The sequence below is a fragment of the Pseudomonas frederiksbergensis genome (assembly GCF_017114915.1).
Taxonomy (GTDB): Bacteria; Pseudomonadota; Gammaproteobacteria; order Pseudomonadales; family Pseudomonadaceae; genus Aquipseudomonas; species Aquipseudomonas frederiksbergensis_I.
In genome coordinates this window covers 108,230-128,846 of sequence record NZ_JAAUOE010000009.1, presented here as the reverse complement: position 1 = coordinate 128,846, position 20,617 = coordinate 108,230, and the positions used below count along the sequence as shown (strand labels likewise).

Here is a 20,617-nt window from a genome sequence, read left to right as displayed (position 1 = left end):
TCTAAAAATCATCGATTTTTTGAAATTACACTACTCATGTATTGATTTAAATCGCGCAGATCCTTAATGCTCCAAGCGTGTGTCGATAGCGTTACACCATTCTCTTTCAATGTTCTTGGAATCAAGTCTCCATTTGGTCGAAGTATTATCGATGACACAATAACGCCCGGATATTCATTTAGGCGTTTTTTGAAGGCGGATGTTGTAAGGTCAGGCGTAGGAGGATTGCTTTTATTAGCCAGTGGTCCTGTTCCCTTGATATCTGTTCCATGGCACATGGCACATCTCTGTGAATAGAGATCTTTCCCATTGGCATTATCGGCAAAGGATAGTGCTGTTTGAATGAGCGATAAAATCCCTAGCGAAGCGATGAATAATATTTTCATTTTTTTAGGTGGCCTTGCTGTAGCCGGCGAACGCGATCAGGGCAATGAGGGGAAGGGCGACAGACTTCATGGTTTCCTTCCTTGGGACGATGAGCAGGTTCGCTAGCCTACAGCGGAAGTTGAAAATTGGCCATTGACTTGCCATCAGCGCCCGGCTAACTTCCAGCCATGACTTCCACCGTATTGCGTTGCCGGCCAAGCATTATTACCGCCATTCCTTATTTGGCGGGCTAGCTCACGACTGCAGCACCCAACCCGCCCTAGAGGCGGGTTTTTACTTTCTGTCTCTTGGGCTCCGATCAAAGTCAGGAGACGACCATGAGCAGCACCCCCGCCCAGCAGAGCTTGCTTGAGCATTACGTGAAAAAGATCCTCGCCGCGCCGGTGTACGAACTCGCCATGCGCACACCGTTGCAAGCGGCGCCAGCCTTGTCCGAGGCGTTGGGCAATCAGATCCTGCTCAAGCGTGAAGACTTGCAACCGACGTTTTCCTTCAAGATTCGCGGCGCCTATAACAAGTTGGTGCACCTCGGCGACGAACAGAAGGCCCGTGGCGTGATCACGGCTTCGGCGGGCAATCATGCCCAAGGCGTGGCGCTGGCGGCCCGTGAGCTGGGGATTGCCGCCACCATCGTCATGCCCGGCACGACGCCGGAACTGAAGGTCCTGGGTGTGCGCAGCCGGGGAGCCGAGGCAGTGCTGCACGGCGAGAGTTTTCCATTTGCCCTGGAATACGCGCTGAACCTGGCGCAGCAAACCGGCCGCACCTTTGTCTCACCCTTCGACGATCCCGACGTGATCGCCGGGCAGGGCACCGTCGCCATGGAAATCCTTCGCCAGCACCAAGGGCCGCTGGATGCGATCTTCGTGCCGGTGGGCGGCGGTGGCTTGATCGCCGGTATCGCCGCGTACGTCAAATACCTGCGCCCGGAAGTGCGCATCATCGGCGTCGAGTCGGAACATTCCGCCTGTTTGCAGGCGGCCTTACAGGCCGGCGAACGGGTTGTCCTGCCAACCGTCGGCACTTTCGCCGATGGCGTGGCCGTCGCGCAGATTGGCGCCCATGGTTTCGAGGTCTGCCGGTTTTGCGTCGATGAAGTGCTGACTGTCGGCAACGACGAACTCTGTGCCGCGATCAAGAATATCTACGACGATACCCGCTCGATCACCGAACCTTCCGGCGCCTTGGCCGTGGCCGGGATCAAGCGGTACGTGGCGCAAACCGGCGCACGGGGTCAGACCCTGGTGGCCATCGACTCCGGCGCGAATATCAATTTCGACAGTTTGCGCCATGTGGCCGAGCGCGCCGCGTTGAGCGGCGCGTCGGCGTGAGGGAGGACCGGTTATTCCTGAACGGCCTTCTCGATACGGCTCGACGCCGACCAGATCCGGTAGCGCACTTCGACGTCCTTGGGCACGTAGAGCACGATCGGTAATTTGCTGTTGTAGCGCAGCCTGAAACCGTCACCGACTATCGGCACGAAGTCCTTTTTGCGTTTGCCGTCGGGGCAGGCCATCAAGGTACTCATCGGGCCGGTGACTTTTTCCAGCCGGTAAAACGGGTAGCCCCAGCCCTCGAGGTTCTTTTCCTCAAGCATGCCGCCCTGACGCTGACGGTTGCAGTCGACGGTCAGGGTTTTGCCGGCCAGGATCTCGACTTGATAGCCGTCTTCCTGTGTTTGCGGGGCGAGGTGGATGACCTGGCGGGTAAAGCCACTCTCCGGTTTGGGATACGGCGCGACGTCTTCGAGTGTCGCGGCCTGTGCTACGGACGATAGAACGGCAACTATCAGCCCGACGGTCGTGTTAAAGGGCAAAGTACCCATGATGCCTCCTTGCGTGTGTGTGGGGTCAGCGGATACTGAATGGATGGGCCGCATTTTCACTGCCGTCCTCGGTCAATGCAAATCCGCCGTCAGAGATGGGTTGCAAAATGCAGGTATCGAAAACAGTCCTTTCTTGCATTTTGCCTGACGCGAAGTGTTGCCATCTCCACTAACCCCTTGATTAGCCGACGAGCCGCAGGGCGAAATTCTGGGCATGTTTTATGCTGAAGCTGTCTTGAGCTGACCACGATGTTTACTGAGTCGGCGTTGAAACAAGAAAACGGTCGGACGTTGGAACGATGAAGCCCGCAAGGACAAAAAAGAACGGGCGGTCTGAGCTCCGACCGACATTGATTTTTGATTGGCAATCTCACAATACCGAGAGGGTGGTCATGTTTCTTTCTGCCTTGGAGCTACGCAATATCGTTGAAAGCAGTTTTCTCCCGAAACGCTGCCAATGCACGCTGTCGCCGGACCTGTCGATGACCGTCAAGGTGTATTCGGACGGCGAGACTGACCATCTCGACCTGTGCGTCACCGGCATAGACGCCCATCGCCTCAATGGGTGTCGGGAGATCAATCATCTGATCGCCGAGCTACGCACCGACCTTGAGCACAACACGCACAGTCAGGTGTTCAGTCCAAAATCAAAAGCCCATTAGCCGGCCGTTTCACCCAGTTCGAGCGACACGCGCCGGGTCTGGATAAACCCCAGGCCCAGCGCCAGTTCGACAACAATCGCCAGCAAAATACCCGGCCCGGCATGGCCATTGAGCCATTCGCCGAAGCCCAGCGTCGCCAGGCCGAAACAGCCAACGATAAACCCGTGGGACGTCAAAGCACAGCCTCAGAATCCCCCAGGCCTACCGTCAAGCGCCTATCAAAATCATCTGTCAGTTCTCATAACGGCACGCGTCAGAAAATTTCAGGTACGTAATTTCCGCTGGCTTGCCCGAGGCGCTATCGATGTACTTCATGGAAGCCGTGATCACTTTGCACTCCAGCGTTGAAGGTTCGGTCATGGAAATGACCTTGCCCACATGCAGCTGCATTCCATAGTGGTAAGGCACGGCCTGGGAGGACGCCGTCTCATTAGCCTGAGCGAAACCGGCGAACGCCGAGCAGGTAAGGGCGGTGGTGATCAGTAATGTCCGCATGTTCATGATGGGTCTCCAGTGCAGAGGGAAGACAGTTCGACGCAAGAGCGTCGAACCTGCCGCACTGGGCGTCAGAGGGTGCTGAAGGCGTGCGGTCCTAGTAAAGTTTGGACCGTGGAGTTAAGTGATGGTTAACTGGGTGAATGCCGTTCGTCATGAAAAAGCAAGGGCGGATGGCGCAGGATTAAATGGCCCATTAGATCGCCTTCGCGGGCTTGCCCGCGAAGAGCTCCTCACATTCAGCGCAACTCTAACTGCTGCCGATACGGTAAATCCGGCCCGGTCTTGCTGCAGGTCAACGCCGCGGCGCTCACCGCAAACCTGAGCATTCCGTCGATCTGCTCACGGCTCAACCGCTGCACACCCTCAACCGAATCCATCTGCTGCTCGGTCAACCAGGTAATCAGCGCCGCCTGGAAGGTATCACCGGCCCCCACGGTGTCGGCAATCTTCACCGAACAAGCCGGTACCGACCATGTGCCATGAGCGCGACTGAACACCGTCGCCCCCTGACCGCCACGGGTCAGGAACACCAGCTGACAGCGATGCTCCAGCCAGCCTTCGATCACGCGCTGCGGATCCTGCTCGGGGTACAACAGGCTCAAGTCTTCGTCGCTGACTTTGATCAGGTCGGCAAGCTCCACCAGGGTGGCGATCCGCGAACGCCACAATTCGATGTTCGGCTCGGGGTTCAGGCGCACGTTCGGGTCGAGGCTGATCAGGCGTTTTCCGCTTTCGCGCTGTACCAGTGCCAGTAAAGTATCGGCAACCGGCTGCACCACCAGCGAGAACGAGCCGATGTGCAAGCCGCGCACTTCAGGCCCCAGTTCTGGCAGGTGCTCCAGTTTCAATTGCCGGTCAGCGCAGCCTTCGCCACGAAAGCTGTAATGGGGCGAACCATTGGCACCGACCGCCACCATCGCCAGCGTGGTCGGCGCGGCAAAGTCCACGAGGTAGTCCGGGCGCACGCCTTCATCCTGCAGCACCTGCTGCAAACGCCGGCCGAGGTAATCGGTCGACAGTCCGGCAAACAGCGCCGCATCCACGCCCAAGCGGCGCAAACCCACCGCCACGTTGAACGGCGAGCCGCCGGCAATGGCCTTGAAATTCACTTTGGACGCCAGGCCGCTGGCATCATCCTCGCTGAAGAAATCGAACAGCGCTTCACCACACACCAGATACATAGTTGTTCGCTCTTTAAAGGGTTGCGACATGTTGTTGATAACGTTCGTAGGCCTGTTGAAAGGCCAATACATTTTCTGCAATCGGCAAGGTTTCACTGGCCGGATCGAGCTGCACGCAGCGCTCGCACAAGTCCGCCAGGCTGTCTTCGTGGCCGTTTGCCCGGGACGTGCACCACGCCGCCTGAATCGCTGCGCCGAGGGCCGCGGCTTCGCTGTGTTCGGTACAAATCACCGGGGTGTTCATGATGTCGGCGACGATCTGCCGCCACACCGGGCTCTTCGAGCCGCCGCCGGTCAGGCAGATGCTGTGGCTTTGTAAGCCATTGCGGCGCAGCAGGTCCAGCCCGTAACGCAAACCGAAGGTGGTGCCTTCCACCACGGCGCGGCACAGATTGGCCCGGGTCAGGTTGCTCATCGTCAATCCCAGCAGGCTGCCGCTGGCATGGGGCAGGGCGGGAACGCGTTCGCCATTGAGGAACGGCAACATGCACATGCCTTCGGCACCGATAGGCGCTCGCTCGACCAAGGCGTTGAACTCATCGATATCGAGTTCGAACAACTCGCGAATCGCGCCGGTGGCGTTGGTCAGGTTCATGGTGCAGATCAGCGGCAGCCAGCCACCGCTGGAGGAGCAGAACGTGGCGACCGAGACATCGGGGCTGATGTTCGGTTGCTCGGCATAGGCGTAGACCGTCCCCGAGGAACCGAGGCTCATGGTGATCGCGCCGGGCTTTATATTGCCGGTGCCGATCGCGCCCATCATGTTGTCGCCGCCACCGCTGGAGACCAGTGCTCCGGGGTTGATGCCCAGATGTTCGGCGATGCCCGGCAGGATCGTGCCGACCGGTTGGTGGGCATCGATCAGCTTCGGGAGCGCGGCTTGCAGGCGCCCGCTGGGGTCGATGTCGCGCAACAGCTGCAAGTCCCATTGGCGAGTGCGCACGTTGAAATAGCCGGTGCCCGAGGCATCGCCGTACTCGCTGCAACTGCGACCGGTGAGCCAATAGTTGAGGTAGTCATGGGGCAACAGAATGCGGGCGATCCGGGTGAACACCTCCGGGTGTTGCTCTTTGCTCCAGAGCAGTTTGGACACGGTGTAGCCCGGCGCGATCACTACGCCAAGGCGTTCCAGCGAGCCCTTTTCACCGCCCAGGTGGGCGAGCAAACGGTCGTTCTGCGGCGTGGATTCGGTGTCGCACCAGAGCTTGGCCGGGCGCAGTACCTGGCCATGCTCGTCGAGCAGCACCAGGCCGTGCTGTTGGCCGGAGACGCCGATGCCGAGGATGTTTTGACCGTCGACATTGGCTGCGAGCAGTGCGTGACGAGTCGCCGAGGTGAGTGCTTCCAGCCACTGCGACGTGTCTTGTTCGCGACGACCATTGGCGCCGCTGATCAGGCTATGGGCGGCGGCACCCTGACCGAGGAGCTGACCGCTGTGCGCGTCGAGGATGACGGCTTTGGTGCCTTGGGTGCCGCAGTCGATGCCGAGGAACAGTTGTTGGTTTGCCATGGAAACTCCCTACCGAAGATCGTTCCCACGCTCTGCGTGGGAATGCCTCAATGGACGCTCTGCGTCCGCTTCTGGAGGGGACGCGGAGCGTCCCGGGCTGCATTCCCACGCCGAGCGTGGGAACGATCAGACGGCCAAAACCCGTTCCAGCGTCTGCGTCACGCCAACTTCCCGCAAGCTGTTGCAGCACCACTCGAACGCCGCGATGAACTCTGGCGAACGCGGGATCGCCGTGCCGAAAATCTCTTCAACCTCCAGCAGCCGCTGGGTGATCAACGCATCATCGGCCACCAGCGCCTGACAGAACGCCGCCCGCGGATCGGGAATCGAGTAGGTGTGGCCATTCTCATCCACGCCTTTGAGGTACAGCGCCCACGCCGCCACTACCAGCGCCGCGCGCTTGGTTTCGCGGCCATCGGCAATCAAGCGGCTGATCGTCGGCACGATGAACTTCGGAAACTTCGACGAACCGTCCGAACACACCCGCTCCAGCTGATCGGCAATCGCCTGATTGGAGAAGCGCGCCACCAGGGTGTTTTTGTACTCGGTCAGATCGATCCCCGGCACCGGCGCCAGTTGCGGCGTCACGTCCAGGTCCATGTAGGCGCGCATGTAGCGCACGAACAGCGGGTCGTTCATGGTTTCGTGAACGAAGCGATAACCCTTCAAAAACCCCAGATAAGTCAGGGCCAGATGACTGCCATTGAGCAGTTTGATCTTCATCTCTTCGTAAGGCGTGACGTCATCGGTGAACTGCACGCCGACCTTTTCCCAGGCCGGGCGACCGTTGACGAATTTGTCCTCCAGCACCCACTGCACAAACGGCTCGCAGACCACCGGCCAGGTGTCGTCGATGCGGTGTTTGTCGTGCAGTTGCAGGCGATGCCCGGTGCTGGTCATCGGTGTGATGCGGTCGACCATGGCGTTGGGGAAGCTGACATTACGCTCGATCCAGTCCCGCAGATCGGCATCGCGCAGGGCAGCGAACGCCAGCAGCGCTTTACGGGTGACGGCGCCGTTGTGCGGCAGGTTATCGCAGGACATCAGTGTGAATGCGGGTGTACCGGCGGCGCGACGTTTGGCCAGCGCGGCGCAGAGGAAACCGAACACGGTTTTCGGCGCGTTCGGATTGGTCAGGTCGTGCTGGATCTGCGGCAGATGCGCCATGAACTCGCCGTTGCTGTCGTCGATGCAGTAGCCGCCCTCGGTGATGGTCAACGAGACGATGCGGATCTCGGGGCTGGCCAGTTTATCGATCAGCGCCTCGGCGCCGTCTTCGGCCAGCAGCATGTCGCGGATCGCGCCGATGACTCGTACTTCGGTGTCGTCGGTATCGCCGAGTTCAAACAAGGTGAACAGGTAGTCCTGTTCTTTGAGATCGTCCCGGGCACGACGGTCTTCGGCGCGCAAGCCAACCCCGCAGATGGCCCAGTCCAGTGCTTCGCCGGTGTTCATCAAAGCGTCGGTGTAGTACGCCTGATGTGCGCGGTGGAAACCGCCGACGCCAATGTGCGCGATGCCCTGGCGGGTGTCGCTCAGGGTGTAGGCGGGCAGGGCCACCTCGGGGGCGAGGCGGTTGAGGTTGGGTCTATTCAGTTTCATCGCATGCTCTCTGAAATCAGGCGGCGGCGCGCAGTGGGCGGGTCAGCGCCACGCCGTCGGCACCGAATAAATGGCAGTGTTCGGCGTCCAGGTGCAGGCTCAGGGTTTCGCCATAACGGCTCGCCAGATCGCCGCGAACCCGCATGGTCAGCGCTTCGCCGGACGACGTCAGGACGTGGCAGAAGGTGTCGCTGCCCAAACGTTCGCTGACATCGGCGGTGACTTGCAGGGTGCAGTCGCCGGGTTGCGCCAGCTCCAGGTGTTCCGGGCGAATCCCCAGGGTCACCGCGCCGCCGACGCTCAGGTTGGCACCGCTCAGTGGCAGGCGGATGCGGGTGCCGGCGTCGAGCAGCACTTCGCAGCCTTGGCTTTCGACGCGGGTGACCTTGCCCTTGAGGAAACCCATTTTCGGGGTGCCGAGAAAACCTGCGACAAACAGGTTGGCCGGTTGGTGATACAGGTCCAGTGGCGAACCGACTTGCTCGATCTTGCCGCCATTGAGCACGACGACTTTGTCGGCCATGGTCATCGCTTCGACCTGATCGTGGGTCACGTAGATCATGGTGGCTTGCAGTTCTTTGTGCAGGCGCAACAGTTCCAGGCGCATCTGCACCCGCAGGGCGGCGTCGAGGTTGGACAGCGGTTCGTCGAACAGGAAGATTTTCGGGTTGCGCACGATGGCCCGGCCGATGGCCACGCGCTGACGCTGACCGCCGGACAATTGCTTCGGTTTACGTTCGAGCATGGGCCCGAGTTCAAGGATGCGCGCCGCTTCGCCGACTTTCTTCTCGACTTCGGCTTTCGCCACGCCGGCCAGGTCGAGGGCAAACGACATGTTTTTGCGCACGCTCATGTGCGGGTACAGGGCGTAGGTCTGGAACACCATCGCCAGGTCGCGCTTGGCGGGGCTGACTTCGGTGATGTCGCGGCCATCGAGTTCGAGGGTGCCACCGCTGACTTCTTCCAGGCCGGCGATCAGCCGCAGCAGGGTGGATTTGCCGCAGCCCGACGGGCCGACGAACACCACGAATTCACGGTCGTTCACTTCCAGGTCGATGCCCTTGATGATGGAAAAACCTTCGAAGCCTTTTTGCAGATTCTTGATTTTCAGGTTGGCCATGATGGCGCTCCTTTTGTGCTTATTCTTGAGGGCTATTTCACGGCACCAAACGACAGACCGCGGACCAATTGTTTCTGGCTGATCCAGCCGAAGATCAGGATCGGCGCACAGGCCAGGGTCGACACCGCCGACAACTTGGCCCAGAACAGGCCTTCGGGGCTTGAGTACGAGGCAATCAGTGCGGTCAGTGGCGCGGCCTGCGACGAGGTCAGGTTCAGCGACCAGAACGCTTCGTTCCAGCACAGGATCAGCGACAGCAACACCGTGGAAGCCAGGCCGCCCTTGGCGATCGGCAGCAGCACCCGAAGCATTTCCTGCCCCAGGGTCGCGCCGTCCAGGCGTGCGGCTTCGAGGATGTCCTTGGGGATGTCTTTGAAGTAGGTGTAAACCATCCAGACCACGATCGGCAGGTTGATCAGCGTGTAAATCACGATCAGCGCGATCCGCGTATCCAGCAGGCCAAAGCTCTTGGCCAACAGGTAGATCGGCATCAGCACGCCCACCGGCGGCAGCATTTTGGTCGAGAGCATCCACAGCAGCGTGCCTTTGGTGCGCTGGGTTTCGTAGAACGCCATGGAGTAGGCCGCCGGCACCGCGATCAGCAGGCACAGGGCCGTGGCGCTGAAGGAAATCACCACCGAGTTCCAGGCGAAGCTGAAGTAATCGCTGCGCTCGTTGATGTGCAGGTAGTTCTCCAGCGTCGGTGTGAAGATGAACTGCGGCGGTGTGGCGAACGCGTCGATTTCGGTTTTGAAACTGGTCAGCACCATCCAGAAGATCGGGAAGAAAATCACGATCGCGATGGCCCAGGCCAAAGTGCCGAGCAGCAGGCTTTGCAGGCGGCGGGATTGTTGAAGAGTCATGGCGCAGGCCTCAGGCTTTGTCTGTCAGGTTTTTGCCGATCATGCGCACCAGCACGATGGCCGCGATGTTGGCAATCAGCACTGCGATCAAACCGCCGGCGGAGGCCATGCCGACGTCGAACTGCACCAGCGCCTGGTTGTAGATCAGGTAGGCGAGGTTGGTCGAGGCGTAGCCGGGGCCGCCGTTGGTGGTGGTGAAGATTTCGGCGAACACCGACAGCAGGAAGATGGTTTCGATCATCACCACCACCGCAATCGGCCGAGCCAGGTGCGGCAAGGTCAGGTGCCAGAAGATCGCGATCGGCCCGGCTCCGTCCAGGCGTGCGGCTTCTTTCTGTTCCTGGTCCAGGGACTGCATGGCGGTCATCAGGATCAGGATCGCGAAGGGCAGCCATTGCCAGGACACAATGATGATGATCGACAGCAGCGGGTAGTGGGCGAGCCAGTCCACCGGCTGCGCGCCGAACAGCTTCCAGATGGCAGCGAGAATCCCCGAGACCGGGTGAAAGATCAGGTTCTTCCAGATCAGCGCGCCAACGGTGGGCATGATGAAGAACGGCGAGATCAGCATGACCCGCACGATGCCGCGCCCGAGAAACTCACTGGCCTCCAGCAACGCGCTGATCAACACGCCGAACACCACACTGATCAGCAACACGCTGCCCACCAGCAACAGGGTATTGGTGGCACCGGGCAAGAAACCCGAATCGCTCAGAAAGTAGCTGAAGTTCTCCAGCCCCACGAATTCGTTTTCACCGGGGTAGAGCAGGTTGTAGCGGATCATTGAAAAGTACAGGGTCATGCCCAGCGGCACGATCATCCACAGCAGCAACAATGCCACCGAGGGGCTGACCAGAAACCAGCCGGGGTTGGTCAACCGGCTTTTACGCACCGGTTGGGGGATGTCCATGTGAGCTTTGACAGTGGTTGAAGTATTCATGGCGATCAGAACCGATTGAGAACAGGCAAATGAAGATCAACCGCAGGAGCGGGGTTATTTGGGATAACCGGCGCGCTTCATCTCTCGTTCGGTGGTTGACTGGGCGGCGGTCAGGGCCTGGTCGACCGTGGTCTGGCCGATCAGCGCCGCCGAAAACAGCTTGCCGACCTGGGTGCCCACGGCCTGGAACTCGGGAATGGTCACTAACTGGATGCCGATGTAGGGCACCGGTTTGGCGCTCGGATTGCTCGGGTCCGCGGCTTTCAGCGATTCCAGCGTCACCTTGGCGAACGGCGCGGCATTCATGTAGGCCTCGGTGTAGGTTGAGGCGCGCGTGCCTGGCGGTACGTTGGCGATGCCGTCCTTTTCCGCGACCAAAGCACCGTATTCCCTGGACGTGGCCCAGGCGCTGAAGGTTTTCGCCGCGTCCTTGGCCTTGGAACTGGTCGGAATCGCCAGCGCCCAGGAATACAACCAGGCCGAACCTTTGTCCGTGGTTTCGTGTGGCGCGTAGGTAAAGCCGACGTGATCGCTGACTTTGCTTTGGGATTTGTCGGTCACGAAAGAACCCGCAACACTGGCATCGACCCAGATCGCACACTTGCCGCTATTGAACAGCGCCAGGTTTTCGTTGAAGCCGTTGCTTGAGGCGCCCGGTGGGCCGGATTTCTTCATGGTGTCGACGTAGAAGTTCAGCGCGTTTTTCCACTCGGCCCCGGTGAATTCCGGCCGCCATTTCTCATCGAACCAGCGCGCGCCATAGGCGTTGGCGACGGTGGTGATCAGCGCCATGTTTTCGCCCCAGCCGGCCTTTCCGCGCAGGCAGATGCCGTACTGTTCTTTATCCTTATCGGTGAGTCTGCTGGCGAATTCGCCGATCTGTCCCCAGGTCGGGCGCTCGGGCATGGTCAGCCCGGCATCCTTGAACAGGTCGGTGCGGTAATAGGTGATGGAGCTTTCAGCGTAGAACGGCAGGGCATAGAGCGAGCCCTTGACCGACAGGCCTTCACGCACCGAAGGGAAGACGTCGTCGAGGGCGTAGCTGGCCGGCAAGTCCTTCATCGGTTCCAGCCAACCCTTGGCGCCCCAGAGTGCGGCTTCGTACATGCCGATGGTCAATACATCGAACTGCCCGCCCTGGGTGGCGATATCGGTGGTCAGGCGTTGGCGCAGAACGTTTTCTTCGAGCACCACCCAATTGAGCTTGATGTCCGGATGCTCGGCCTCGAAGGTTTTCGAGAGCTTTTGCATGCGGATCATGTCGCTGTTGTTGACGGTGGCGATGGTCAGGGTCTGGGCGCCGAGGCTGACGCTGCTGAGGGTCATGCAGGTGAGGGCAAGCAGAGCTTTTACCGAAGGTTGCATCGTGCACTCCTTTTCTGCACCCGGTGGGGTTACAGAAGGACAGTTATTGTTTTTGTGTCTTCCTGCGGAGGGAAGAATGTGCGCTGATTACAGCCTTCAATTGACGGGCTGACAAATCATCCATCGCACTGTGATCGATACTTTTTTGCACTAGTAGGTCAGGGGGCTGGTTTCGCTGCATGTCGCCCTGCAGCAGCTGCCGCCAGGCTGCGTTCGAGGGCGAAGCCCTCGCCGGGCTCCAGTATGCGACGACTCAGAAGGGTTGGATTGATCGGATTTGCGACTGCTGCGCAGTCGAACGCAGCCTTCGGCAGCTGCTACAAGGATTCGTGGATCAGGAAAAGTCAGTGCTGATTCTGCTCAGTCAAACGCTGCACCACCAACCGCCGATAGTGCGTCGGCGTCATACCCTTGAGCTGCTGGAAACGCCGGTTGAAGTTGGAAATATTGTTGAAGCCCGACTCGAAACACACATCGGTCACCGGTTTGTCGCCATCGGCCAGCAGCTCGCAGGATTTGCTGATGCGCAGGCGATTGACGAATTCGATGAAGCAGCGCCCGGTGGCCTGTTTGAACACTCGGCTGAAGTAGGTCGGCGTCAGACCCAAGTGCTCGGCGACTTCTTCCAGCGGCAGGTCCCGGGCGTAATGGGCAAAGATGTAATCCACCGCCCGGTTGGTTCGATCGATGTTGTGCTCATCGGCCAATTGCGGCGTGGTGGCACCGGACAGCAACTGATAGTCATCGGACGTCGCCAGCAATTCCAGCAGAATGAAAAAATGCCCGAGGCGTGTCACGCCCTGGGAGTCGGCAATGCGCTGCATCAAGGTCATGGCCTGGCGGATAGTCCGTTTGCAACGAAACTCGATGCCGTACTGCGCGCGCTCCAGCAAGGGCACGAGCGTCTTGAGTTCGGCGAACACCTGATGACCGCTTTCAAACAGTTCATCGGTGAAGTTGACCAGCATGTCGCGCTTTTCCACCACTTCGTCTTCGGCCACCTGGCTGATCCAGTTGTGCGGAAGGTTGGGCCCGGTGAGGAACAGCGTTTCCGGGTAAAAGTTGCCGATGTAGTCACCGATGAATACCTTGCCGGCGCTGGCGACGATCAGGTGCAGTTCGTATTCCTTATGGAAATGCCAGCGCACCAGAGGGCAGGGGAAGCCGTGCTGGCGATAGATGATGGACAACCCGTTGTGGTCGTCCATCAATTCGTAAGAGGGGTCGGTGACGCGGGCTGTTCGGGTCATGGCAGGGCGCTTTTACTGTAATCGCCCCGAATCATGCCTCTTTCCCCGCCTGATGCGCCAGCGCGCATCGCGGCTCAACGGTTGCGTTGGCGGGCCTTCATCAGGTTGGCGGTTCGGCAGTAGTCCACGATCTTCGACTCTTCCATGAAGTCGACGTTGATAATGTTGCACTTCAGCGCCCAGTCACTTTTGTCCGGGTCGAACCACGCGTTGAGTTCGTCATGAATGTCGACGGGGCCGCCCAGTGCTGTGTAACTGGTGGCAGACAACGACCAGGGTGCCCAATTGCCTGGAGGGCTGTGCATGACCTCTCCAATGAATTGGCGCAACTCGGTGGCATCGGTGATTCCGTTACCCGACCACTTATGCCTTATTTGCGAGAGAAACAGGTTGCGATCAAGCCCCCATCCTTGCGGAGCGGCAGCCAGTACCCTTTGTTTCGCGCTGATTTGCTTCAGCTGATTCAGACTCAGGGAAACGTTGTTACTCGGGATCAGGCAGTGACCCAAAAATTGAATGATCAGTTTGTTGAATAAGTCGAAGTCGAAATTTTTACCCTCCAGACTGTGAAAGTCCAAAATGATGAACTCATCGGGATTCTCCTGCAGGAACTCGTTTACGTCGGTGATAAGAGTTCCAACGGTGCGCGAGTTTCGATGACCGTTGTGATGCACTTGGAACTTATTAGGGCCCTGCGCCTCCGGCACGTAAGTCAGTCGTATATCGAGCGCCCTGGAACCGTGGCGTAATTGGCTATAGAACCTGTCGTGCTGACAGGCCAGCCAATGGGGCGGCGGGCCGAAAAATGGATAGGACGCTTGCCAGTCACTGCCCGCGTTATGGGTGCCCGGCAGCGTCAGCTCGCAGAGCGATAATGTGTCGATGGCAGGCGTGGCGGACATCCATCGAGGGTTGTAGTAATTTGTTTGATTGCTCATGGTGAATCCTGCATTGATTAGAAAAGATGAGCGCCACTTGTATTGATTATATTAGAGCGGCGCTTGCAGGATGTTTATACGGGGTGTTTTGAAAGTTGCCAATATTGCGATTAATGCAAGTTGTTAAAGTTTGATTTTCTGTTGGGGCAAATAATTAATTTATCGGGCTCGGTTCTTTTCTTCGATCCATTGAGCCATGTATTGCGTGCTCTTCAGAGTGTGGTGGCGCAACATGCTGCCCGTAAAATTATTTCGTCTTAGTTGTGGCAAATATTGTCGGTGTTCATTCAATTTATCGATAAGGGCTGCGCCATGGGTCGCACGCTGATAACGCTGTGCGAGTAACCTTTCCCCTTGGGCCTGAGACGCTGTCCAGAGTGCCTCGTCCTGGTAGAGCTGAACGGCATGATCGGCCAAGGCCTGCGCGGTGCAGGCAATGGCGCCCGGCCAAGCAAGTCCTCCATGCATGGCTTCGGCACCGATCGGGGTGGTGATGCTCGGTGTGCCACACAGCATCGCGTCAACCAGTTTGCCCTTGATGCCCGCACCGAAGCGCAGGGGAGCCAGACAGAGGCGGGCATCGGACATGACCTGCAATGCATCCTCTGCCCAGTTCATCACATGGAAACCTTGCGCGGCATTGTGCAAGGCGGTGGCTTTGGGTGGGGTGTAAGCACCATAAATATGCAGTTGTGCTGTCGGAAGCTGCGCGCGGATCAGCGGCCAGAGCGTTGTTTTCATCCATAGCACCGCATCCCAGTTCGGCGCATGGCGGAAATTGCCGATGCTCAGAAAGTGCGCCCTGTCCTCGAAGGGCTTGGGTGGCGCCACAGGCGGATCGACCATCAACGGACACCAGTGCAGCACGCCACGTGGCATGTTGAACTGCTCCACAAGCAACTCGATTTCGACTTCGGAGATCATCAGGTTCACGTCGCAACGATACAGTGCGGCGATCTCGCGTCTGGCCAGATCCGTGTCCGCCATCAGCTCGAATTCCTCACGCAGGGCGGGAGCGAACAGTTGAGTGAAATCGTTCGCGTCGTCACTGCTCTTGAGTCGTTCCTTGAGGCGGTGATGCCGTGCATGCCGCAGGCTTTGCAGGTCCGAGGTTTCCAATACCCGCAGGGCGTTCGGGCAGTGCTTTTCCACGCGCCAGCCGAACTGTTCTTCCATCATGAATTGGTCGAACAACACGATGTCCGGCGCCAGCTCGCTGACGAAAGTGTCGAAACTGCTGTTGTTGAGTTCGATCGGCACCTCGCGAATACCCAGCTCGGTGAGGTCCGCTTTGTGCTCGCCGGGGCCGGCCGGGCTGCTGAAGGTAATGTCCCAGCCTTGCTGCAAGAACGTTTCGAGGATTTGCATCACATGCCCGCTGGCCGCTGAAGAACGCGGTTCCGGCCAGACATAACCGATGACCAGAACAGAAGTTGCGCGGGGTTGACTCATGAACGGAATTTCCTTGATGCAGGCGTACGGCCGGGGAGAAACGAGGGGGCGACATTAAACCATAGCCTGACCTGTGTACTTCCCGGCACTTGGTCAGAAACCGCGTGACATCGCCATGCTACCCGTGGAGCCCTTGATTAATTGCCAATGATGTTCTTCACCTTGTCGCGCAATTGATCAATTGAAAACGGTTTGCCGATCACCTGAGTGTCCCCAGGCACGTCGATGTCTTCGGCATAGCCGCTGGCAAACAGAATCGGCAACTCGGGACGCAACATGCGCGCCTGCCTGGCCAATTCCCGACCGTCCATGACCGGCAGCCCCACATCGGTCATCAGCAGGTCGATGTCCTGATCCTCATCATTGATGAACTCCAGCGCACGTTCATGGCCATCGGCTTCAAGCACCCGGAATTCGAGTTCCTCCAGCACATCGACGATCAGCATGCGCACGATGGCGTCGTCTTCGACGACTAGAATGGTGGAGGCGTTGGTGGACATAGTGGGGCTCTCACAGGTTGATTTCGCAGTGGCTTCCCGAAGCGCTACAAAAACAATAGCCGCACAAGAACCGCACAGAATAACTGCTCTTTTGCGCCAGAGCAGTCAAATGCAGGATTTTGCCGAAAAACATGTCAGAAAATTGGATCGCCACGGCCGTTTTGGGGCAGACTCGATGACTTACAGCAGCTCGACAAGGCTTGCCCATGATCTCTGCGTCTTCGGTTGATGAGCAACGATTCCGTAAACTCCTGAGCCGCAACGTCAGCCTGCCGTTGGCTGTCGGCGCCATTAGCGCGGTGTTCTTCGTCTTGCTGATCACCTATTTGCTGTCGGTGATCCAATGGGTCCAGCACTCCGACCGGGTGATCAATAATGCCAATGAGGCGATCAAGCTGACCGTTGATCTGGAAACCGGAATGCGCGGTTTTCTGCTCAGTGGCGACGAACATTTCCTTGAGCCCTACGAGACGGCCAAGCCGCGCATTGCGGTCGCCCTTAATACCTTGCTCGAACTGACCGCCGACAACCCGGTCCAGACTGATCGCCTGCACCGACTCCAGGCCTTGCAGGGGGAATGGGTCAATTTTGCGCAATCGATGATCGATTTGCAGCGCGCCAGCGGCGACTACCGCAGCGCCATCAAGGCCGGGCGCGGCAAGCGGCTGACCGATGAGATCCGCAAGCAATTCGAAGACGTGATCGACATGGAGCAGCAGTTGCGTGCCGCGCGCAGCGAGGAAGTGCGCAGCACCACGATCTGGAGCATCGCCCTTTATCTATTGTTCGTCGCCGGTATCAGCGGGTTGCTGGCCTACATTGGCCGCCGGGATCTGCTCAACCTGTCCCGCAGCTACAGTGCCAACCTCGCCGCGCAACAGGCCAGCGCCCGGCGTCTGGAACAGCAAGCCTGGCTGCGCAGCGGCCAGACCGAACTGGCCGGGCAAGTCCTGGGGCAGTTATCGCTCAATCTGTTGGGACGCAATATTCTGCAGTTCTGCGCGCACTATCTGGGCAGTGCTGTCGCGGCGATCTATGTCCGAGAGGAACAGGGGGGCTTGAAGCGCATTGCGTCTTACGGTTTTTCCCGGGAGCAGGAAGCACTTGAACAGCAGGTTTACAGTGGCGAAGGCATTGTCGGGCAAGTGGCGCAACAGGCGCGCTTGATCCGTCTGGATCCAGTCCCCAGTGATTACTTCAAGGTCAGCTCCGGTCTCGGCGAAGGCCTGCCCCATAGCGTATTGGTGGTGCCGACCAGCGACGACGATCGGGTCAACGGGGTGATCGAGCTGGGATTCCTGCGGCCGCTGACGGATCGCGACGTCGAATTGCTCGAGCTGATTGCCGGCAACATCGGTACCTCGATCGAAGCGGCGCGCTATCGCCAGCGTTTGCAGGACGTATTGGCCGAAACCCAGCAACTCAACGAAGAGCTGCAGGTTCAGCAGGAAGAACTCAAGACCGCCAATGAAGAGCTGGAAGCGCAGTCGCGGATTCTCAAGGAGTCCCAGGTGCACCTGGAAACCCAGCAGGTCGAGCTGGAGCAAACCAACGAACGACTCGCCGAACAGGCACAGATCCTGGCCGAGCAACGCGACGCCATGGACCTGAAGAACACCGAACTGAATCAGGCCCAGCTTGAGCTCGAAGCCCGCGCCGAAGAGCTGCAGCGTTCCAGCAAGTACAAGTCCGAATTCCTCGCCAATATGTCCCACGAGCTGCGCACGCCGCTGAACAGTTCGTTGATTCTGGCCAAACTGTTGGCGGAAAATCCGCAGCAAAACCTCAGCGCCGAACAAGTCAGGTTCGCCGAGTCGATCTACTGTGCCGGCAACGATCTGCTCAACCTGATCAACGACATTCTCGACATTTCCAAGGTCGAGGCCGGCAAGCTTGAAGTGCGGCCGGAGAACACCAGCGTCGAGCGTCTGGTGGAGGGGCTGCGAGGGATGTTCGAGCCGTTGGCCGCGGACAAGAAACTGGATTTCGAGGTCCGATTGCAGGCCGATGCGCCGCTGATGTTGTTCACCGACCGCCAGCGCCTGGAGCAAGTGATCAAGAACCTGCTGTCCAACGCGGTGAAGTTCACCGAAAAGGGCAGCGTCAGCCTGAGCGTCGCTGCTCAGCCTGGCGAGGGCATTGCATTTATCGTCCGCGATTCCGGGATCGGCATTGCGCCGGATCAGCAGCAAAGCATTTTCGAAGCCTTTCATCAGGCTGATGGCAGCACTAACCGTCGTTACGGCGGCACCGGCCTGGGGTTGTCGATTTCTCGTGATCTGGCCAGGTTGTTGGGCGGCTCCATCAGCCTGATCAGCACACCTGGGCAGGGCAGCGTGTTCACCCTGGTCTTGCCGCAACGCTACGTCGAACCGGGTAACGCGCCGGTCGAGACGGTGAACATCATGCCGGTTGCCGCGCCGAAAGCCACCGTGGTTGCCACGCCTGTACCGTTGATCGTCGACGTCGAAATTGCGCGTTTTGACGATGATCGCCACAAGGCGCCATTTGCCACTCGCTGCATCCTGGTGGTGGAAGATGAGCCAGACTTTGCGCGCATCCTCTACGATCTGGCCCATGAACTGGGTTATCAGTGCCTGGTGGCCCATGGCGCCGACGAAGGCTACGATCTGGCCAGGCAATTTATTCCCGATGCAATCCTGCTGGACATGCGCCTGCCGGATCATTCCGGGCTCACGGTATTGCAGCGCCTTAAAGAGCACGCTGAAACCCGGCACATTCCCGTGCACGTGATCTCGGTCGAGGATCGCGTCGAGGCCGCCATGCACATGGGCGCCATCGGTTATGTAGTCAAACCGACCACCCGTGAGGAACTCAAGGAGGTGTTTTCTCGCCTCGAAGCCAAGCTGACCCAGGAGGTCAAACGCATATTGCTGGTCGAAGACGACGATCTGCAGCGTGACAGCATCGCCCGACTGATCGGCGACGAAGACATCCAAATCACTGCCGTCGGCCTGGCGCAGGATGCACTCGACTTGCTGCGCACCACGATGTTCGACTGCATGATCATCGACCTAAAGCTGCCGGACATGCTCGGCAACGACTTGCTCAAACGCATGTCCACCGAGGATATCTGCTCGTTCCCGCCAGTGATCGTCTATACCGGACGTAACCTGACCCGGGATGAAGAGGCGGAACTGCGCAAGTACTCGCGCTCGATCATCATCAAGGGCGCGCGTTCGCCCGAGCGGTTGCTGGATGAAGTGACCCTCTTTCTGCACAAGGTCGAATCCGGGTTGTCCCATGAGCGCCAGACGATGCTCAAGACCGCCCGCAGCCGCGACAACGTCTTTGAGGGGCGCAAAGTGTTGCTGGTGGACGACGACGTACGCAACATCTTTGCCCTCACCAGTGCGCTGGAGCACAAGGGGGCCGTGGTGGTCATTGGTCGTAACGGTCGTGAAGCGATTGAAAAACTGAATGAAGTCGAGGACATCGACCTGGTGCTGATGGACGTGATGATGCCGCATATGGATGGTTTCGAAGCCACCGTGGAAATCCGCAAGGACCCGCGCTGGCGCAAGCTGCCGATCATTGCGGTGACGGCCAAGGCCATGAAGGACGATCAGGCGCGCTGCTTGCAGGCCGGCTCCAACGACTACCTGGCCAAACCCATCGACCTGGATCGCCTGTTCTCGTTGATTCGTGTGTGGTTACCGAAGATGGAACGCCTCTAGTGGAGCGCAATACCGAGATCGAATTGCGCTTGTTGATCGAGGCGATCTACCTCAAGTACAGCTACGATTTTCGCGATTACTCCGGCGCGTCGATCAAGCGCCGGGTCATTCACGCCTTGAGTCAGTTCGAGTGCACTACCATCTCGGCATTGCAAGAGAAGGTGGTGCACGATCCGGGCGCGTTCATGCAACTGCTGCAGTTGCTGACGATACCGGTCAGCGAAATGTTTCGTGACCCTTCGCACTTTCTGGCCCTACGCCAGGAAGTGGTGCCACTGCTCAAGACCTGGCCGTCGATCAAGGTCTGGATTGCCGGTTGCAGCACCGGTGAAGAGGTCTATTCGATGGCGATTCTGCTGCGCGAAGAAGGCCTGCTGGACCGTACCATCCTCTATGCCACCGACATCAACCCGCGCTCGCTGGATAAAGCCAGGCAGGGGATTTTCTCCATGGAGAATGTCCGGGCCTACACTCACAACTACCAGCAGGCCGGTGGTCGGCGTTCGTTCGCCGATTACTACACCGCAGCCTATGGCTACGCCATTTTCGACAAGAGCCTGTGCGACAACGTGACCTTCGCCGATCACAGCCTTGCCACCGACAGCGTATTCTCGGAAACTCAATTAATTTCGTGTCGTAATGTATTGATTTATTTCAATAAAAATCTTCAGAATCGTGCGTTCGGCTTGTTTTACGAATCCCTGTGTCATCGGGGCTTTCTGGCGCTGGGCAGTAAGGAAACCCTGGATTTTTCGGCCTACGGCAATCAGTTTGAACCGTTGGTCAAATTAGAACGGATCTACCGTAAATCATGAACAGTGCAGCG

At 58.7% G+C, this 20,617-nt stretch carries 19 protein-coding genes and 1 pseudogene; 5 read left to right on the top strand and 15 right to left on the bottom strand.

Annotated features, from left to right (window positions below; genetic code table 11):
- Positions 1–8 precede the first annotated feature (8 nt).
- A complete protein-coding gene (locus HCU66_RS09565) occupies positions 9–386 on the bottom strand; it encodes a c-type cytochrome (protein WP_205888242.1) in 378 nt (125 codons plus the stop codon).
- Here HCU66_RS09565 and HCU66_RS09560 point away from each other — a divergent pair.
- Complete coding sequence (locus HCU66_RS09560) at positions 343–492, top strand: hypothetical protein (protein WP_205888293.1); 150 nt, start codon at positions 343–345, stop codon at positions 490–492. The genes HCU66_RS09565 and HCU66_RS09560 overlap by 44 nt on opposite strands.
- Positions 493–704: 212 nt before the next feature.
- Positions 705–1,700: pseudogene (gene ilvA, locus HCU66_RS09555) on the top strand (threonine ammonia-lyase, biosynthetic); the annotation flags it as partial.
- Between the two features lie 29 nt (positions 1,701–1,729).
- On the opposite strand, the gene eco reads toward ilvA, so the two are convergent.
- A complete protein-coding gene (gene eco, locus HCU66_RS09550; RefSeq protein WP_205888240.1) occupies positions 1,730–2,212 on the bottom strand; it encodes a serine protease inhibitor ecotin in 483 nt (160 codons plus the stop codon).
- 392 nt (positions 2,213–2,604) lie between these two features.
- Here eco and HCU66_RS09545 point away from each other — a divergent pair, with 392 nt between their 5' ends.
- On the top strand, positions 2,605–2,874 hold the full coding sequence (locus tag HCU66_RS09545; protein ID WP_205888239.1) for a DUF1652 domain-containing protein: 270 nt from the start codon (positions 2,605–2,607) through the stop codon (positions 2,872–2,874).
- Here HCU66_RS09545 and HCU66_RS09540 read toward each other — a convergent pair.
- The 13 genes from HCU66_RS09540 to HCU66_RS09480 form a co-directional block, all read right to left on the bottom strand.
- Positions 2,871–3,050 carry a hypothetical protein gene (locus HCU66_RS09540; protein ID WP_420908049.1) on the bottom strand — a complete coding sequence of 60 codons (180 nt, stop codon included), beginning with the start codon at positions 3,048–3,050 and terminating at the stop codon, positions 2,871–2,873. The two genes, HCU66_RS09545 and HCU66_RS09540, sit on opposite strands and share 4 nt — an antisense overlap.
- A 55-nt stretch (positions 3,051–3,105) precedes the next feature.
- A complete protein-coding gene (locus tag HCU66_RS09535) occupies positions 3,106–3,375 on the bottom strand; it encodes a DUF2790 domain-containing protein (RefSeq protein WP_205888238.1) in 270 nt (89 codons plus the stop codon).
- Between the two features lie 233 nt (positions 3,376–3,608).
- On the bottom strand, positions 3,609–4,553 hold the full coding sequence (locus HCU66_RS09530) for a carbohydrate kinase family protein (protein ID WP_205888237.1): 945 nt from the start codon (positions 4,551–4,553) through the stop codon (positions 3,609–3,611).
- Between the two features lie 13 nt (positions 4,554–4,566).
- Positions 4,567–6,063, bottom strand: coding sequence for a xylulokinase (gene xylB / locus HCU66_RS09525; RefSeq protein ID WP_205888236.1), 1,497 nt, complete (start codon positions 6,061–6,063; stop codon positions 4,567–4,569).
- A 126-nt stretch (positions 6,064–6,189) separates the two neighbouring features.
- A complete protein-coding gene (locus tag HCU66_RS09520) occupies positions 6,190–7,665 on the bottom strand; it encodes a mannitol dehydrogenase family protein (RefSeq protein WP_205888235.1) in 1,476 nt (491 codons plus the stop codon).
- A 16-nt stretch (positions 7,666–7,681) separates the two neighbouring features.
- Entirely contained in the window at positions 7,682–8,785 is a 1,104-nt protein-coding gene (locus HCU66_RS09515; RefSeq protein ID WP_205888234.1) for an ABC transporter ATP-binding protein, read from the bottom strand.
- 32 nt (positions 8,786–8,817) lie between these two features.
- Positions 8,818–9,648: a carbohydrate ABC transporter permease gene (locus HCU66_RS09510; RefSeq protein ID WP_205888233.1), complete on the bottom strand. Its 831-nt coding sequence runs from the start codon at positions 9,646–9,648 to the stop codon at positions 8,818–8,820.
- 10 nt (positions 9,649–9,658) lie between these two features.
- Complete coding sequence (locus tag HCU66_RS09505) at positions 9,659–10,588, bottom strand: carbohydrate ABC transporter permease (protein WP_205888232.1); 930 nt, start codon at positions 10,586–10,588, stop codon at positions 9,659–9,661.
- Positions 10,589–10,642: 54 nt separating this feature from the next.
- Positions 10,643–11,953 carry an ABC transporter substrate-binding protein gene (locus HCU66_RS09500; protein ID WP_205888231.1) on the bottom strand — a complete coding sequence of 437 codons (1,311 nt, stop codon included), beginning with the start codon at positions 11,951–11,953 and terminating at the stop codon, positions 10,643–10,645.
- 344 nt (positions 11,954–12,297) lie between these two features.
- Positions 12,298–13,203 (bottom strand): AraC family transcriptional regulator, encoded by a 906-nt coding sequence (locus HCU66_RS09495; RefSeq protein WP_205888230.1) that lies wholly within the window; start codon positions 13,201–13,203, stop codon positions 12,298–12,300.
- A 74-nt stretch (positions 13,204–13,277) separates the two neighbouring features.
- A complete protein-coding gene (locus tag HCU66_RS09490) occupies positions 13,278–14,141 on the bottom strand; it encodes a phosphatidylinositol-specific phospholipase C domain-containing protein (protein ID WP_205888229.1) in 864 nt (287 codons plus the stop codon).
- 159 nt (positions 14,142–14,300) lie between these two features.
- The gene (locus HCU66_RS09485) at positions 14,301–15,593 is read right to left on the bottom strand and encodes a glycosyltransferase (protein ID WP_205888228.1); all 1,293 of its coding nucleotides are present in this window, start codon (positions 15,591–15,593) and stop codon (positions 14,301–14,303) included.
- 137 nt (positions 15,594–15,730) lie between these two features.
- Positions 15,731–16,093 carry a response regulator gene (locus HCU66_RS09480; RefSeq protein ID WP_205888227.1) on the bottom strand — a complete coding sequence of 121 codons (363 nt, stop codon included), beginning with the start codon at positions 16,091–16,093 and terminating at the stop codon, positions 15,731–15,733.
- 206 nt (positions 16,094–16,299) lie between these two features.
- On the opposite strand from HCU66_RS09480, the gene HCU66_RS09475 reads away from it, so the two are divergent.
- Positions 16,300–19,791, top strand: a complete 3,492-nt coding sequence (locus tag HCU66_RS09475) for a response regulator (RefSeq protein ID WP_205888226.1) — start codon at positions 16,300–16,302, stop codon at positions 19,789–19,791.
- Positions 19,791–20,606, top strand: a complete 816-nt coding sequence (locus tag HCU66_RS09470) for a CheR family methyltransferase (RefSeq protein WP_205888225.1) — start codon at positions 19,791–19,793, stop codon at positions 20,604–20,606. Before HCU66_RS09475 ends, HCU66_RS09470 begins: the two co-directional genes overlap by 1 nt.
- Positions 20,607–20,617 lie beyond the last annotated feature (11 nt).